At 71.0% G+C, this 14942-nt stretch carries 14 protein-coding genes; 5 read left to right on the forward strand and 9 right to left on the reverse strand.

Annotated features, from left to right (window positions below; translation table 11 throughout):
- Positions 1 to 76 precede the first annotated feature (76 nt).
- Both O7629_RS15515 and O7629_RS15520 read right to left on the reverse strand, forming a co-directional pair.
- Entirely contained in the window at positions 77 to 265 is a 189-nt protein-coding gene (locus tag O7629_RS15515) for a DUF397 domain-containing protein (protein ID WP_278170002.1), read from the reverse strand.
- 29 nt (positions 266 to 294) lie between these two features.
- A complete protein-coding gene (locus tag O7629_RS15520) occupies positions 295 to 1074 on the reverse strand; it encodes a DUF5753 domain-containing protein (protein ID WP_278174549.1) in 780 nt (259 codons plus the stop codon).
- Between O7629_RS15520 and O7629_RS15525 the strand changes: the two genes are divergently transcribed.
- On the forward strand, positions 983 to 1417 hold the full coding sequence (locus O7629_RS15525; RefSeq protein ID WP_278170003.1) for a hypothetical protein: 435 nt from the start codon (positions 983 to 985) through the stop codon (positions 1415 to 1417). The genes O7629_RS15520 and O7629_RS15525 overlap by 92 nt on opposite strands.
- On the opposite strand, the gene uvrB is transcribed toward O7629_RS15525, so the two are convergent.
- The 3 genes from uvrB to rpsA all read right to left on the reverse strand — a co-directional run bounded on the left by uvrB (position 1410) and on the right by rpsA (position 6723).
- Positions 1410 to 3527, reverse strand: a complete 2118-nt coding sequence (uvrB, locus tag O7629_RS15530) for an excinuclease ABC subunit UvrB (protein WP_278170004.1) — start codon at positions 3525 to 3527, stop codon at positions 1410 to 1412. The two genes, O7629_RS15525 and uvrB, sit on opposite strands and share 8 nt — an antisense overlap.
- A 283-nt stretch (positions 3528 to 3810) precedes the next feature.
- The gene (gene coaE, locus O7629_RS15535) at positions 3811 to 5004 is read right to left on the reverse strand and encodes a dephospho-CoA kinase (RefSeq protein WP_278170006.1); all 1194 of its coding nucleotides are present in this window, start codon (positions 5002 to 5004) and stop codon (positions 3811 to 3813) included.
- A 201-nt stretch (positions 5005 to 5205) separates the two neighbouring features.
- Entirely contained in the window at positions 5206 to 6723 is a 1518-nt protein-coding gene (gene rpsA / locus O7629_RS15540) for a 30S ribosomal protein S1 (RefSeq protein WP_278170007.1), read from the reverse strand.
- A 516-nt stretch (positions 6724 to 7239) separates the two neighbouring features.
- Between rpsA and O7629_RS15545 the strand changes: the two genes are divergently transcribed.
- The 4 genes from O7629_RS15545 (at position 7240) to O7629_RS15560 (ending at position 9425) form a co-directional block, all read left to right on the forward strand.
- Positions 7240 to 8034: a class I SAM-dependent methyltransferase gene (locus O7629_RS15545; protein WP_278174550.1), complete on the forward strand. Its 795-nt coding sequence runs from the start codon at positions 7240 to 7242 to the stop codon at positions 8032 to 8034.
- 78 nt (positions 8035 to 8112) lie between these two features.
- Positions 8113 to 8736, forward strand: a complete 624-nt coding sequence (locus tag O7629_RS15550; protein WP_278170008.1) for a Uma2 family endonuclease — start codon at positions 8113 to 8115, stop codon at positions 8734 to 8736.
- Positions 8737 to 8785: 49 nt separating this feature from the next.
- The gene (locus O7629_RS15555) at positions 8786 to 9055 is read left to right on the forward strand and encodes a DUF2945 domain-containing protein (protein ID WP_278170010.1); all 270 of its coding nucleotides are present in this window, start codon (positions 8786 to 8788) and stop codon (positions 9053 to 9055) included.
- On the forward strand, positions 9045 to 9425 hold the full coding sequence (locus tag O7629_RS15560) for a DUF3140 domain-containing protein (RefSeq protein ID WP_278170011.1): 381 nt from the start codon (positions 9045 to 9047) through the stop codon (positions 9423 to 9425). The genes O7629_RS15555 and O7629_RS15560 overlap by 11 nt, the downstream gene beginning before the upstream one ends.
- 56 nt (positions 9426 to 9481) lie before the next feature.
- Here the strand turns inward: O7629_RS15560 and polA are convergent, their stop codons facing one another.
- From polA to O7629_RS15580, 4 genes are all read right to left on the reverse strand, one after another.
- A complete protein-coding gene (polA, locus tag O7629_RS15565; RefSeq protein WP_278170013.1) occupies positions 9482 to 12169 on the reverse strand; it encodes a DNA polymerase I in 2688 nt (895 codons plus the stop codon).
- 67 nt (positions 12170 to 12236) lie between these two features.
- Positions 12237 to 13022: an amino acid ABC transporter ATP-binding protein gene (locus tag O7629_RS15570; RefSeq protein ID WP_278170014.1), complete on the reverse strand. Its 786-nt coding sequence runs from the start codon at positions 13020 to 13022 to the stop codon at positions 12237 to 12239.
- A complete protein-coding gene (locus O7629_RS15575; protein WP_278170016.1) occupies positions 13019 to 13891 on the reverse strand; it encodes an amino acid ABC transporter permease in 873 nt (290 codons plus the stop codon). The genes O7629_RS15570 and O7629_RS15575 overlap by 4 nt, the downstream gene beginning before the upstream one ends.
- 143 nt (positions 13892 to 14034) lie before the next feature.
- Positions 14035 to 14934: an ABC transporter substrate-binding protein gene (locus tag O7629_RS15580; RefSeq protein ID WP_278170018.1), complete on the reverse strand. Its 900-nt coding sequence runs from the start codon at positions 14932 to 14934 to the stop codon at positions 14035 to 14037.
- Between the last annotated feature and the right edge of the window lie 8 nt (positions 14935 to 14942).

The following is a 14942-nucleotide window of genomic DNA, read 5'->3' on the forward strand; positions in this document are numbered from 1 at the left end:
CCGGTCGGCGGGTCAGACGATCGGTTGGCGGCGCCACGCTGCCGCCCTTTACGGTAGGGCTTCGCCCCGCACGACGTCAGCCGCGCAGGCTGTCCACGAAGGATCGCCAGCCGGTGGCCGGGAAGGCGAGCTGCGGACCGGTCGGATCGGTGGAGTCGCGGACCGCCACCACCCCGCCGGCCGGCGCGACCTCGACGCAGTTCCCGTTCGCGTTGCTGCGGCTGCTCTTGCGCCAACACAGCGGCTCGGTTGGGGTCGACTCCACGGCGCACCCCCTTCCGGCGGGCAATCCACTCAACTCTCTGCCACCAGCTTAGCCAGCAGATCCCGGCTTTCATCGGCCGGCAGCGCAGCCTTCTGAAGCCAGCGGCCGATCCGGGCGTACAGGATCACGTCCTCGTCGTCGGTGAGGTGGATGTCGCTGGTCAGCGTCTCCAGCACCACGGTGCGAGGATCGGCCGGGTCGGGGAACGAGTAGAGCGAGAAGCTGGTGTGCGGCATGAACGAATCGTGCACGACCGCTTCGAGCGGCAGCACCTGGATGGTGACGTTGTCCAGCTCGCTGAGCGCGGTCAGGTGGCGCAGCTGGCCGCGCCGGGTCTCGGGTGGCACGCTGGCCCGCAGCAGCGCACTCTCGTCGATGACCGCCTCGTAGTGCGGCGGATGTTCGCGACGCAGCACTTCCTGTCGGGCGGTACGCGCCAAGGTGTCAGCGTTGATGTCGAGGTCACCGTAGACGTCGCGACCGGAGCGGACCCGCAGCCGGGCGTACTCCGGGGTCTGCAGCAGCCCAGGCACCAGCAGTTGCTGGTACTCGAAGATCGTGGCAGCGCTGGCTTCGAGCTCGGTGTAGCCACGCTGGCGCTGACCCATCGAGCCGAGCGCCTTCCACCAGCCACGGGTGGCGGCGGCGTCGCGGGCGATGATGACCAGCTTCTCCCGCTCGGCCGGCACGACGTGGTAGACGTCGAGCAGGTCCAGAATGTCGGCCAGGTCTGGTCTGCTCTGGCCCAGTTCGAGCCGGGACAGCTTCGATGTCGACGCCCAGCCGAGCTGGTCGCAGACCTGCTCCAGGGTAGAGTTTCCGGCCGTCGGGTGGGGTCTGGAGTACGCCGACGAGGCACTGGTCTACTTCCGGCACCCGCAGCGGGAGATCCGCGAGGTCGGCATCCTCCGCACCGTCGAGGACGCCTGGACGTTCTACCTGCAATGGGGTGAGCTGGAGCTGGTCCGCCCCGGCGAGCCGGGCTGGCCTGCCACGCCTGCCCAGCCGACACCACCACCCGGCCAAGTCACAACCGACCGGCAAGGCGACGACGAGGCGAATCTCGACGACACGTGGGGGCTGCTCTGGCGGGCCAGCCAGCGCCCCGGTGCCGAGCTGGCCCAGCTCTACCCCGGCGATCGGCTCAGCTGACGCCGGCGACGTCCATCGCCCGCAGCTCCTTCTTCAGCTCGGAGATCTCGTCGCGGATCCGGGCGGCCAGCTCGAACTGCAGCTCGCGGGCGGCATTGAGCATCTGGTCGTTGAGCTCCTGGATCAGCTGGGCCAGGTCGGCGCGCGCCATGCCGGCGCTGGACGGGGTGGTGGTGCCCCGGCCCTTGCTGCGGGTCTCCGGCACCGGGCCCTTGCCGCGCGACATCTGCCGGCCGGAGCCGCCGGCCGACCGACCGGCGAGCGCGCCGTCGGTGTCGTCGGCCTCCCGGTAGATGTCGTCGAGGATGTCGTGGATCTTCTTGCGCAGCGGCTCCGGGGAGATGCCGTTGGCCTCGTTGTACGCCACCTGCTTGGCCCGACGCCGGTTGGTCTCGTCGATCGCGTCCGCCATCGACGGGGTCATCTTGTCGGCGTACATGTGGACCTCGCCGGAGACGTTACGGGCGGCCCGACCGATGGTCTGGATCAGCGACCGGCCGCTGCGCAGGAAGCCCTCCTTGTCGGCGTCGAGGATCGCCACCAGGGACACCTCGGGCAGGTCCAGGCCCTCGCGGAGCAGGTTGATGCCGACCAGTACGTCGTAGTCGCCCTTGCGCAGCTCACGCAGCAGCTCGACCCGGCGCAGCGTGTCGACCTCGGAGTGCAGGTAGCGCACCCGGATGCCGTGCTCCAGCAGGTAGTCGGTGAGGTCCTCGGCCATCTTCTTGGTCAACGTGGTGACCAGCACCCGCTCGTCGCGGTCGGTGCGCAGCCTGATCTCGTGCATCAGGTCGTCGATCTGGCCCTTGGTCGGCTTGACCTTGACCTGTGGGTCGACCAGGCCGGTGGGGCGGATCACCTGCTCGACGAACTCGCCGGCCGCCTGCTCCAGCTCCCACGGCCCGGGGGTGGCGGACAGGAACACCATCTGGCCGACCCGCTCCAGGAACTCATCGAAGCGCAGCGGCCGGTTGTCGGCCGCACTGGGCAGCCGGAACCCGTGGTCGATCAGCATCCGCTTGCGGGAGGCGTCGCCCTCGAACATGCCGCCGATCTGCGGGATCGTCACGTGCGACTCGTCGACGACGGTGACGAAGTCGTCCGGGAAGTAGTCGAGCAGGGTGTGCGGCGGACTGCCGTAGTCGCGGCCGTCGATGTGCATCGAGTAGTTCTCAATGCCGGAGCAGAAGCCGACCTGACGCATCATCTCAATGTCGTACGTGGTGCGCATCCGCAGCCGCTGCGCTTCGAGGAGCTTGCCCTGCCGGTCCAGCTCGGCGAGCCGGTCGGTCAGCTCGGCCTCGATGTCGCGGATCGCCCGCTCCATCCGCGCCGGCCCGGCGGCGTAGTGCGTGGCCGGGAAGATCAGCAACTGGTCGACCTCGCGCACCACGTCACCGGTCAACGGGTGCAGGTAGTAGAGCCGCTCGATCTCGTCACCGAAGAACTCGATCCGGACCGCCAGCTCCTCGTACGCCGGAATGATCTCCAGGGTGTCGCCGCGGACCCGGAACGTGCCCCGGCTGAACGACAGGTCGTTGCGGGCGTACTGGATGTCGACCAGGCGGCGCAGCAGCGAGTCACGGTCCTGCTCGGCGCCGGCGGTCACCTTGACCGCGCGTTCGAGATATTCCTGCGGGGTGCCCAGGCCGTAGATCGCCGAGACGGTGGCGACCACGATCACGTCGCGGCGGGTCAGCAGCGACATGGTCGCCGAGTGCCGCAGCCGCTCCACCTCCTCGTTGATCGAGGAGTCCTTCTCGATGTAGGTGTCGGTCTGCGGGATGTACGCCTCGGGCTGGTAGTAGTCGTAGTAGGAGACGAAGTACTCCACCGCGTTGTGCGGCATCAACTCGCGGAACTCCTTGGCCAGCTGGGCGCAGAGCGTCTTGTTGGGGGCCATCACCAGGGTGGGCCGCTGCAACCGCTCGACGAGCCAGGCGGTGGTGGCGCTCTTACCGGTGCCGGTCGCGCCGAGCAGCACCGAATGCCGGTCTCCGCGACGCACCCGGCGCTCAAGCTCGTCAATGGCTGCCGGCTGGTCGCCGGCCGGCGAGTAGTCGCTGACGACCTGGAAGCGGCCGTCGAGTCGCGGGATGTCGAGCGCCATGGCCCAAACCTACGCCGTGGGTCCGACAGAGTGCCGCCGGTCGCGGATCGGCATCGATATTGTCATTGTGTGGGTTGCCTCACCCGCGATACCGTGACAGGGTAGGCCGCTCGCGGCGGCCGCGCGGACCACCGGCAGCGCCCATCACGGCGCGCCACGGGTCCGGACGTTCGGGTAGCTGCCCTGGCGCGAGCCGGTGAGCGCACCCGGAGTTGTCACGCCCCGCGTGACCCGGCCGCCGCGAGCGCCCCACCTACCCGCCCCACGCTGGCCGCTCCCGTCGTCACGGCTGCCAGCCGGTCTCCTCGATCCACCGCAGCAGGCGCGGCCAGACCTGGTCGAACCACGGCTCCTTGGCTTCGGCATACTCCCGGGTGGTCGGCGCGGTCGCCGCGATCCGCCGCTTGACGGCCAGGTAGTCGGCCCGCTCACCCGGATCGGCGCGCAGCAGGTCGCGGAACGCCAACGCGTACCGCCAGCCCGGCGAGTCGGCGACCCGCACGTGCAGGTTGACCGGCCGGCCGGGGTCGGCGTTGCCGTGCAGCCGCTTCGGCCAGCGTTCACCCGGCCGGCCGGTCGCCGGATCGGGGCGCGGGTTGTCCCACCAGTCGCCGGGAAACCGGGGGAACCCGGCGGCGGCGAGCGCGTCCGCGCAACCGTCGGCATCGTCCAGCGACTCGACGGTGAGCTGGATGTCGATGACGTCCTTGGCCGGCAGACCGGGCACCGAGGTGGAGCCGATGTGGTCGACCCGCCGGCCGGCGCCGACCGTCTGCCGCACCCGGGCGGCCAGCCGGTCGAACTGCTCCGGCCAGGTCGGGTCAGGCTCGGTGAGGACCGCCAGCGGCGGACGCGGCGCGGGCCGGGCGGCCCGCAGGTTCGCCTCGTACGGCACCAGCCGGTCGTGCCAGAGCCGGTCGACGGCGTCGGCGAGGTCGTCGCGACTACCGTCGTTGGACAGCAGCACGTCAGCGGCGGCGCGGCGTTGCGCGTCGTCGGCCTGGGCGCGGATCCGGGCCCGCGCGTCGTCGGGCGCCATCCCCCGGTCGCGGGTCAGCCGTTCGACGCGCAGTGCCTCGGCCGCCGACACCACGACCACCAGGTGGTACGTGGCGGCCAGCCCGGTCTCCACCAGCAGCGGTACGTCGTTGACCACGACCGCGTCGGTCGGTGCGGCGGCGGTGAGTTCGGCGGTACGGGCCCGGACCAGCGGGTGCACGATTTCCTCCAGCCGACGCCGGGCGGCCGGATCGGCGAAGACCCGGGCACCCAGGGCCGGCCGATCCAGGGCACCGTCGGCGGCGACGACGTCCGGCCCGAAGGCCGCGACGACCCTGGCCAGCCCGTCGGTGCCCGGTGCCACCACCTCCCGGGCCAGCCGGTCGGCGTCGACGATCACCGCGCCGTTGGTGGCGAGCCGGTTGGCGACGGCGCTCTTGCCGGCGCCGATGCCGCCGGTGAGACCTACCCTCAGCATGCCGCCCAGTGAACCGGATCGGCTGCCCGGCCGGTCCGCCGGGGGGCTCGTGTCCGCCGGATCGGGTCAGTGGGTGGTCCCCCAGGGGCCGGCCGCACGGTGGGCACGGCAGACAGTGGTACGCCACGACAGACAGCGGTCCCGCCGGGCATCCTGCCCGGCGGGACCGCTGTCTGTGTCAGCCGATGTTGCTATGGGGCCTCAGCTCTTGCCGCCGGCCAGCTTCTCCCGCAGCGCGGCGAGCGCCTCGTCGGTGGCGAGGGTGCCGGCCGGCTCCTCGCTGGCCCGCGACGGGGTCGAGCTGGAGGTCGCCCCACCACCGCCGCCGCCACCGCCGCCCGCGGGGGCGGCGACCGGCGGAGCCGGGTTGGCTGCGGCGTCCGCGTCGGCGGCCCGGGCGGTCTGCACCTGCCGGGTGTGCGCTTCCCAGCGGTTGCGGGCCTCGGCGTACTGCTGCTCCCAGGTCTCCCGCTGCTTGTCGAAGCCTTCCAGCCACTCCCCGGTCTCCGGGTCGAAGCCTTCGGGGTAGATGTAGTTGCCCTCGTTGTCGTACGTGGCGGCCATGCCGTAGAGGGTCGGGTCGAAGTGCTCCTCGCCCTCGACGAAGCCCTCGTTGGCCTGCTTGAGCGACAGCGAGATCCGGCGACGCTCCAGGTCGATGTCGATGACCTTGACCATGACGTCCGAGCCGACCTGGACGACCTGCTCGGGGATCTCGACGTGCCGCTCGGCGAGCTCGGAGATGTGCACCAGGCCCTCGATGCCGTCGTCGACGCGGACGAACGCACCGAACGGCACCAGCTTGGTCACCTTGCCGGGCACGATCTGCTGGATCGCGTGGGTCCGGGCGAACTGACGCCACGGGTCTTCCTGGGTGGCCTTGAGCGACAGCGAGACCCGCTCGCGGTCCAGGTCGACGTCGAGCACCTCGACCTCGACCTCCTGGCCGACCTCGACCACCTCGGACGGGTGGTCGATGTGCTTCCAGGACAGCTCGGAGACGTGCACCAGGCCGTCCACGCCGCCGAGGTCGACGAAGGCGCCGAAGTTGACGATCGAGGAGACGACGCCCTTGCGGACCTGCCCCTTCTGCAGCTTGTTGAGGAACTCGGTGCGCACCTCGGACTGCGTCTGCTCCAGCCAGGCCCGGCGGGACAGGACCACGTTGTTACGGTTCTTGTCCAGCTCGATGATCTTGGCTTCGAGCTCGCGGCCGACGTACGGCTGCAGGTCACGGACCCGGCGCATCTCCACCAGCGACGCGGGCAGGAAGCCACGCAGCCCGATGTCCAGGATCAGGCCACCCTTGACCACCTCGATGACCGAGCCACGGACGACCCCGTCCTCGTCCTTGATCTTCTCGATCGTGCCCCACGCGCGCTCGTACTGGGCGCGCTTCTTCGACAGGATCAGCCGGCCTTCCTTGTCCTCCTTCTGCAGGACAAGGGCTTCGATGTGGTCGCCCACCGAGACAACGTCGGCTGGGTCCACGTCGTGCTTGATCGACAACTCGCGCGAGGGGATGACACCCTCGGTCTTGTAGCCGATGTCGAGCAGGACCTCGTCCCGGTCGACCTTGACGACGGTACCTTCCACGATGTCGCCGTCGTTGAAGTACTTGATGGTCTCGTCGATCGCCGCGAGGAAGGCTTCCTCGGTGCCGAGGTCGTCGACGGTGACCTTGGGGGCGCTCGAGGTGGCCTCGATGCTGCTCGTCATGTGGGCGGTTGCTCCGGATCGGATGGGTGTCACTGCTGGCTTGTCGTTGCGGTGACCTGGCGTGGCTCACGGATCCGCCGGCGGGCACACCGCGACGATGACGTCTTCGTCACCGACCGTGACCGAGGGGATCATCGACCGCCGCTGCCATCATCGGATGTAACCGCCGACCGCGGACCTGCTCCCTGCCGAGGCACACGATCCGCGAGCGCATCGACTAGCCTACCGGTTGCATTACCACAGCGTGCAAGCCCTCCCGGGAGCTATCCGGGCGCACATGTCGGTGGTTGGGAAAAATCGGACCCACAGGCGGGGATTCCCGCACTTTCGTGGACTCGCTGTGACCGAGATCACACCCGTTTCGCGGGCCGTCAAGCGTAGCACGCCGGGCCGGTAACGCTCCCACGCGACGCTGCCCGTACCGTCTGCGCCGTGACCACCGCACCGCCCACACCCGCCGACCGGCCCGACGTCGACCCGGATCCCGACCGGCTCCCGGATCCCGACCAACTCAGAGTGACCAGGCACGAAGTCACCGATCAGCAGGCCCGGCAGGCCAACCGACGCTGGTGGGACGCCGACGCCGACGCCTACCAGACCGAGCACGGCGAGTTCCTCGGCGACGCCGACCTGCGCTGGTGCCCAGAAGGGCTGCGGGAGGCCGACGCCGGGCTGCTCGGCGACGTCGCCGGGCGGCGGGTGCTCGAACTGGGCTGCGGAGCCGCCGCCGGCAGCCGGTGGCTCGCCCGGCAGGGTGCCGAGAGCATCGCGCTGGACCTGTCGGCGGGCATGCTGCGCCAGGCCGTCGCCGGCGCCGACCGCACCGGCGTCGCGGTGCCGCTGGTGCAGGCCGACGCGCTGACGCTGCCGTTCGTCGACGCCGCGTTCGACACCGTCTGGACCGCGTTCGGCGCGGTGCCGTTCGTCGCCGACTCGGCGGCCGTGATGCGCGAGGTGCACCGGGTGCTGCGCCCCGGCGGACGCTGGGTCTTCGCCGTCACCCACCCGATGCGCTGGATCTTCCTCGACGACCCCGGCGAGCGCGGCCTGGTCGCGGTGCACTCCTACTTCGACCGGCGGCCGTACGTGGAGACCGACGACGACGGCACCCCCAGCTACGTCGAGCAGCACCGTACGCTCGGCGACCGGGTCCGGGAACTCGTCGCCGCCGGGTTCCGGCTGCTCGACGTCGTCGAACCGCCGTGGCCGGACGGGCACGAGCAGATCTGGGGGCAGTGGAGTCCGCTGCGCGGGCGGCTCTTCCCCGGCACCGCGATCTTCGTCGCCGACCGGCCGCCCACGGCTGGCTGAGACGGCCACCGCGCACCGCGCCGACCCACCGCGCGCCGCCGGCCCTCGCCGGCACCCCGGCGGCGGTACGCTGACCGGGTGAGCGCCGAGCCGATCCATCCTGCCGCAGCGTCCGGCAGGGCGTGGACCGCACCGTGGCAGCCGGACCCGGTCCGGCAGCAGCTGGCTGACTACAGCATCGAAGACGTCCTCGCCCTGCCCGCCGACGCCCCCCGCGTCGAACTCCTCGACGGAGTCCTCACCGTGGTTCCCTCCCCCACTCTCGGTCACCAGAGCATCACGAGCCTGCTGTGGTTGTGGCTGCACCGGCACGCGCCGGACGGCTACCGGGCCACCCAAGCGGTCGGGGTCGCCGTCGGGCCACGCAACACCTACGAGCCCGACGTGCTGCTGCACCGCGCCGAGGGCAGCCGCGACCGGCACTACCTGACCCCCGACGAGGTGCTGCTGGTCGTCGAGGTGGTTTCCCCGGCGACCCGCCGCCGGGACCGGTTCGACAAGCCCGCCGGGTACGCCGCCGTCGGCATCGGCCACTACTGGCGGGTCGAGCAGGACCCGGTGCGGATCTACGCCTACCAGCTCGGCGACCGGCCGGGCGCCAGCGGCGAGCGGGAGTACGCCCTCGTCGCCGAGTCCGCCGACCTGCTCGAACTCGACGCCCCGTTCCCGGTGAAGCTGCCGATCTCCGAGATCACCCCGTAGGCCCCGGCCCAGCGGGATTGCCGGCCCGGCCGGCGGGTACCCGGCCGCCATGGCGAGGAACAAACGCCCCCGCGAGGGCGACCGACCCGACCAACGGCCCGGCCGACCGGTCGAGCACCCCCGACCTGGTGACCGGGTCAACTGGCGCAGCCACGGGGTGACCGTGCCGGGCACCGTCGAAGAGGAGATCACCACCCGGCGGAAGTCCGCCGGACGTACCGTGGTCGCCGATTCGGAACATCCGCAGTACCGGGTCCGTAGCGACAAGTCCGGCCGCGACGCGGTACACAAGCCGGAGGCGTTGCGCCGTGCCGAGTGACCGCACCCGCACCGCCGGGCACCGCCCGACCCGGACCGACGCCTCCGATGGCGCGGCGGCGTACCGGGCGTTCGTCGAAGCGGTCAACATGAGCCCGGGTGAGCTGGAGAAGTGGCTGCGCACCCCGGAGTCGACCGCTGCCGGGCAGCACCACGACGGCGGCGAGTCGGTCGGGCACGCCTCCGGCCGCCGGATCGTCGACCTGCTGCGGACCAAGCGGGAGGCGTTGTCCGACGACGACTACGCCCACATGCGCAAGGTGGTCGGGTACGTGCACCGGCACCTGGCCCAACGCCCGTCCGGCGACGTCAGCGACACCCGGTGGCGTCACTCGCTGATGAACTGGGGCCACGACCCGCTGAAGGCGTGATCAACGGCTGGCCGTCATCGGTGCGGCGGCCCGTCCGCGATCAGGTCGCCGGGCGGTCAGTGCCCGGCGGTGTGCCAGTCGGTGCCGACCCCGACGGAGACCTCCAGCGGCACCGACAGCGGGTGGGCGCCGCCCATCTCGCGGCGGACCAGGCTCTCCAGCTCGGCCCGCTCCCCCGGCGCCACCTCGAAGACCAGCTCGTCGTGCACCTGCAGCAGCATCCGCGAGCGCAGCGACGAGGTGCGCAACGCGGTGTCGACGTGCAGCATCGCGACCTTGATCAGGTCGGCGGCGGAGCCCTGAATCGGGGCGTTGAGCGCCATCCGCTCGGCCATCTCCCGACGCTGCCGGTTGTCGCTGACCAGGTCAGGGAGGTAACGGCGGCGGCCGAGGATCGTGGAGGTGTAGCCGTCCTGGCGGGCCTGGCCGACCAGCGCCTGCAGGTAGTCACGGACCCCGCCGAACCGGCGGAAGTACTCCTCCATCAGCGCCTTCGCCTCGTCGGTGGCGATGCCGAGCTGCTGGGACAGGCCGAAGGCGCTCAGCCCGTACGCCAGACCGTAGTTCATCGCCTTGATCCGGCGGCGCTGCTCGGCATCGACCGACTCCAACGACACCTGGAACACCGATGCCGCGGTGACGGCGTGGAAGTCCTCGCCGGAGTTGAACGCGTCGATCAGGGCCTCGTCGCCGGACAGGTGCGCCATGATCCGCATCTCGATCTGGCTGTAGTCGGCGGTCAGTAGCGACTCGTAGCCGGCTCCGACGACGAACGCCCGCCGGATCCGGCGGCCCTCCTCGGTGCGGATCGGGATGTTCTGCAGGTTGGGGTCGGTGGAGGAGAGCCGGCCGGTGGCGGCCACCGTCTGGTTGAAGGTGGTGTGGATCCGGCCGTCGTCGGAGATCGACTTGAGCAGCCCGTCGACGGTCGACTTGAGCCGGGCCACGTCGCGGTGGCGCAGCAGGTGGGCCAGCAGCGGATGCTCGGTCTGGGCGAACAGCCACTGCAGCGCGTCGGCGTCGGTGGTGTAACCGGTCTTGATCTTCTTCGTCTTGGGCAGCCCCAGGTCGGTGAAGAGGATCTCCTGCAGCTGCTTGGGCGAGCCGAGGTTGAACTCACGCCCGATCACCCGGTACGCGGCCTGGGCGGCGGCCTTGACCTCGGCGGCGAACTGAGCCTCCAGCTCGGTCAGGTACTCGGTGTCGGCGCCGATGCCGGCCTGCTCCATGCCGGCGAGGACCTCGACCAGCGGCAGCTCGACGTCGGCGAGCAGCCGGGTCGAGGCGTCGCCGTCGCGGGCCAGCTCGGCGTCGATCGCCGCCGCCAGGTCGAGGGTGGCCCGGGCGCGCAGCATCAGGTTCTGCTCGACCTCGCTCTGCGGGCCGAGCCCGTCGAGGGTGAGCTGGCCGTCGTCGGGGGCGTCGACCCGCAGCTCCCGGTGCAGGTAGCGCAGGGCCAGATCGACCAGGTCGTAGGAGCGCTGGTCCGGGCGGGCCAGGTAGGCGGCGAGCGCGGTGTCCCGGTCGATGCCGTCCAGCGACCAACCGTGCGCGGCGAACGCCAGCCGGGCCGGTTTGCTGTCGTGCAGCACCTTGCGCCGACCGTCGTCGGCGAGCCAGCCGGCGACCGCCGCCTCGTCGGCCGGGTCCAGGGCGGAAGGGTCGAACCATCCGGCGGCCCCGTCCGCGGTGGCCACCGCAATCGCGCTGAGGTTGCCGGTGCCCCGGCCGAAGATGCCGGCGACCGCGACGCCGACGCTGGCCCCGGCCGTGGTGTGCCCGGCCAGCCAGGGGGCGACCGCTCCGGCACCGAGCACCTCCCCGGCCAGGTCGAAGCCGGCTTCGGCCTCCGGCTCGACGGCGTCGAGGTACTGGTAGAGCCGGTCGCGCAGGATCCGGAACTGCAGCGTGTCGAAGACCTGGTGGACGGCTTCCCGGTCCCAGCCGGTCCACCGGGCGTCGGCCGGAGTCAGCGGCAGCTGCAGATCAGCCACCAGACAGTTGAGCTCGTAGTTGCGGATCACGTCGGCGAGCCGCTCCCGCAGGCTCTCCCCCGCCTTGCCCTTGATCTTGTCCGCCTGGGCGATCACCCCGTCCAGACCACCGTACTGGCTGATCCACTTGGCGGCGGTCTTCGGACCGACGCCGGGCACCCCGGGCAGGTTGTCACTGGACTCGCCGACCAGCGCCGCCAGGTCGCGGTAGTGGCCCGGCCCGACGCCGTAGCGGGCGGTGACCGCCGACGGGTCCATCCGGGCCAGGTCGGACACGCCCTTGCGCGGGTACAGCACGGTGGTCCGGTCGTCGACCAGCTGGAAGGCGTCCCGGTCGCCGGTACAGATCAGCACCTGCATGCCGGCGTCGCGCCCCTGCCCGGCCAGGGTGGCGATGACGTCGTCGGCCTCGTAGTTGTCCTTCGTGACGTACGGGATGCGCAGCGCGGTCAGCACTTCCTGGACCAGGCTCACCTGACCGGCGAAGTCGGCCGGGCTCTCCGAACGGCCGGCCTTGTACTCGGCGTACCGCTCGGTGCGAAACGACCGGCGGGAGACGTCGAAGGCGACCACGATGTGGGTCGGCCGCTCGTCGCGCAGCACGTTGATCAGCATCGAGGTGAAGCCGTAGACCGCGTTGGTCGGCTGGCCGGTGCTGGTGGAGAAGTTCTCCACGGGCAGCGCGAAGAACGCCCGGTAGGCCAGCGAATGGCCGTCGAGCAGCAACAGGCGGGGCGCGTCGTCGGTCACGTCAAGCGACTCTAGTCGTGGGGTACGACACCGTGCCGGGCGGCTCGCGCCGGGCGCGGCGCCGGGGTCACAGCACCTTGCTGAGGAAGGCCCGGGTCCGGTCGTGCCGTGGATCGGCCAGGACCTGCCGGGGTACGCCCGACTCGACCACCACCCCGCCGTCCATGAATACCAGCGAGTCACCGACCTCCCGGGCGAAACCGATCTCGTGGGTCACCACGATCATCGTCATCCCGTCCCGGGCCAGGTCCCGCATCACGTCCAGCACCTCGCCGACGAGTTCCGGGTCCAGCGCGCTGGTCGGCTCGTCGAACAGCATCAGCTTGGGCCGCATGGCCAGCGCGCGGGCGATCGCCACCCGCTGCTGCTGCCCGCCGGACAGCTGCCCCGGGTAGGCGCCCGCCCGGTCCGCCAGACCCACCCGGTCCAGCAACGCCGCCGCCAGCTCACGGACCGCCGGCCGGGGCTGACGGCGGACCCGCAGCGGCGCCTCCATCACGTTGTCCAGCGCGGTCATGTGCGGGAACAGGTTGAACCGTTGGAACACCATGCCGATCTGCTGGCGCTGCGCGGCCACCTCCCGGGCCGGCAGCTCGTGCAGTTTGCCGCGCCGCTGCCGGTAGCCGACCAGTTCCCCGTCCACCCGGATCCGCCCGGCGTCGATCTTCTCCAGGTGGTTGATGCAGCGCAGAAAGGTCGACTTGCCGGAGCCGGACGGCCCGATCACGCAGCACACCTCACCGGGCCGGACCGCCAGGTCCACCCCGGTGAGCACGTCGACCGGGCCGAACGACTTGTGCACGTTCTCGGCGTGCACCATCAGGGTGTCCGACCCGGCGGGTGGCGCGGTCATCGGGCCCCTTTCGCAGCAACGGTGCCGAAGCCGCGGGAGAACCGCCGTTCGACGAAGGACTGGCCGACCATCAGCACACTGGTCAGCGCCAGATACCACAGGCAGGCGGCGACCAGCATCGGGAAGACCTGGAAGGTCCGCGAGCCGACCGCCGACAGTTGGAAGAACAGCTCGTTGGTGACCGGTACGAAGGCCAGCAGCGAGGTGTCCTTGAGCATCGCGATGGTCTCGTTGCCGGTCGGCGGCACGATCACCCGCATCGCCTGGGGCAGCACCACCCGGCGCAGAGTCAGGCCCTGGCTCATGCCGAGCGCGGCGCAGGCCTCGGCCTGGCCGGGGTCGACCGAGCCGATGCCGGCGCGGACGATCTCCGCCATGTAGGCGGCCTCGGACAGCGCCAACCCGAGCAGGCCGGCGACGAAACCACTGATCGCGGTCCGGGCGTCGAAGCCCCAGATCCGGGCCTCGAAGTCGGTGACGCCGAACAGCGCGCCGAGCTGCCGGTCGAACGGCAGCCCGAACTCCAGCCGCTCCCAGAGGATGCCGAGGTTGCCGAAGAGCACCAGCAGCACCACCCGGGGCACCGCCCGGAAGAACCAGGTGTAGAGCCAGGCGACGCCGGCCAGGACCGGGTTGCCGGACAGCCGCATCACCGCGACCAGCACCCCGAGCGCGACGCCGATCACCATCGCGAGCAGGGTCATCGTGATGGTGGTCCGCACGCCCTCGACGATCGGCGGCCGGAACATGTTGTCGATCATGAAAGTCCACTGGAACCGGTCGTTGGTGACCAGCAGGTGGACGAACATCGCGGCGAGTACGGCGAGCACGCCGACCGCCAGCCAACGGCCCGGCCGGCGTACCGGCACCGCCCGGATCGGCTCGGGTCGGCCACGCGCCGGCTCCGGCGAACCGGACTCGGGCGCAGGCGGCCCGGGTGAGGGTGCCTCCCCGGACGGCGTCACGCCGTCCGGGGAGGAAGGGTTGTCCGCGGACATCGGCAGCCGGGGACTCAGGGGTTGACGGCCGGGTCGGTGATCCCGCCCGCCTCGACGCCCCAGTTGCTCAGCGCCTGCTCGTAGCCGCCGTCGGCGATGATCGCGTCAAGCGCCTCGGCCAACGCCTCGGCGAACCCGGCCTGGTCCTGGGCCACCACGTAGCCGTACGGCGCCGAGTCGTAGATGTCGCCGGACAGTTCCAGCTCGCCGTTGGTCTGCTGGACCGCGTACGCGCAGACCGGCGAGTCGGCCAGCATCGCGTCGTTCTTGCCGGAGACCACCGAGGTGGTCGCCTGGTCCTGCCCCTGGAACTGTTCGATGACGATCTCCGGGTCGCCGGCCTCGACGCACGCCGCCGAGCGGGCCTCGATGTCCTCCACCTGCACGGTGCCGGCCTGGACCGCCACCCGCTTGCCGCAGGCGTCGTCCGGGTCGACCGGCTCCCCGGCCCGCGACGCCCACTGGGTGCCGGCCGAGAAGTAGGACACCATGTCGACCTGGGCCTTGCGCTCGTCGTTGATGGTGAACGAGGAGACCCCGATCTCGTACTTGCCGGACATCACCCCGGGGATGATGTCGTCGAACTGGCTGGGCACGTACTCGGTGGTCAGGCCGAGCTTGCCCGCGACGGTGTTGAACAGGTCGACGTCGAACCCGATGACCGTGCTGCCGTCGGTGTCGAGGAACTCCGCCGGAGCGTAGGTCGCGTCGACACCGACCAGGATCTTGCCGTCGGCCTTGATCTCGTCCGGGACGAGCGCGGCCAGCTCGTCGTCGGCCGACGCGCTCGGCGCGTCGCCGCCCGGCTGTTCGACGCTGTCCTGCTCCCCGCAGCTGGCGACGGCCAGCAGCAGAGCGAACGCTCCGGCGGCGCCGGCGACGGCCCGCCGGATCCGGTGATGTGAGGTGGTCACGTTTCCTC

This window comes from Solwaraspora sp. WMMD792 (genome assembly GCF_029626105.1).
In the GTDB taxonomy this organism is placed as follows: domain Bacteria; phylum Actinomycetota; class Actinomycetes; order Mycobacteriales; family Micromonosporaceae; genus Micromonospora_E.

What these genes read in the sequence shown, in the direction of transcription:
- O7629_RS15525 (WP_278170003.1), top strand. Translation starts at nt 983, where the DNA reads ATGTCGGCCAGGTCTGGTCTGCTCTGGCCCAGTTCGAGCCGGGACAGC.
- uvrB (WP_278170004.1), bottom strand. Translation starts at nt 3,527, where the DNA reads ATGGCGCTCGACATCCCGCGACTCGACGGCCGCTTCCAGGTCGTCAGC.
- coaE (WP_278170006.1), bottom strand. Translation starts at nt 5,004, where the DNA reads ATGCTGAGGGTAGGTCTCACCGGCGGCATCGGCGCCGGCAAGAGCGCC.
- rpsA (WP_278170007.1), bottom strand. Translation starts at nt 6,723, where the DNA reads ATGACGAGCAGCATCGAGGCCACCTCGAGCGCCCCCAAGGTCACCGTC.
- O7629_RS15555 (WP_278170010.1), top strand. Translation starts at nt 8,786, where the DNA reads ATGGCGAGGAACAAACGCCCCCGCGAGGGCGACCGACCCGACCAACGG.
- O7629_RS15570 (WP_278170014.1), bottom strand. Translation starts at nt 13,022, where the DNA reads ATGACCGCGCCACCCGCCGGGTCGGACACCCTGATGGTGCACGCCGAG.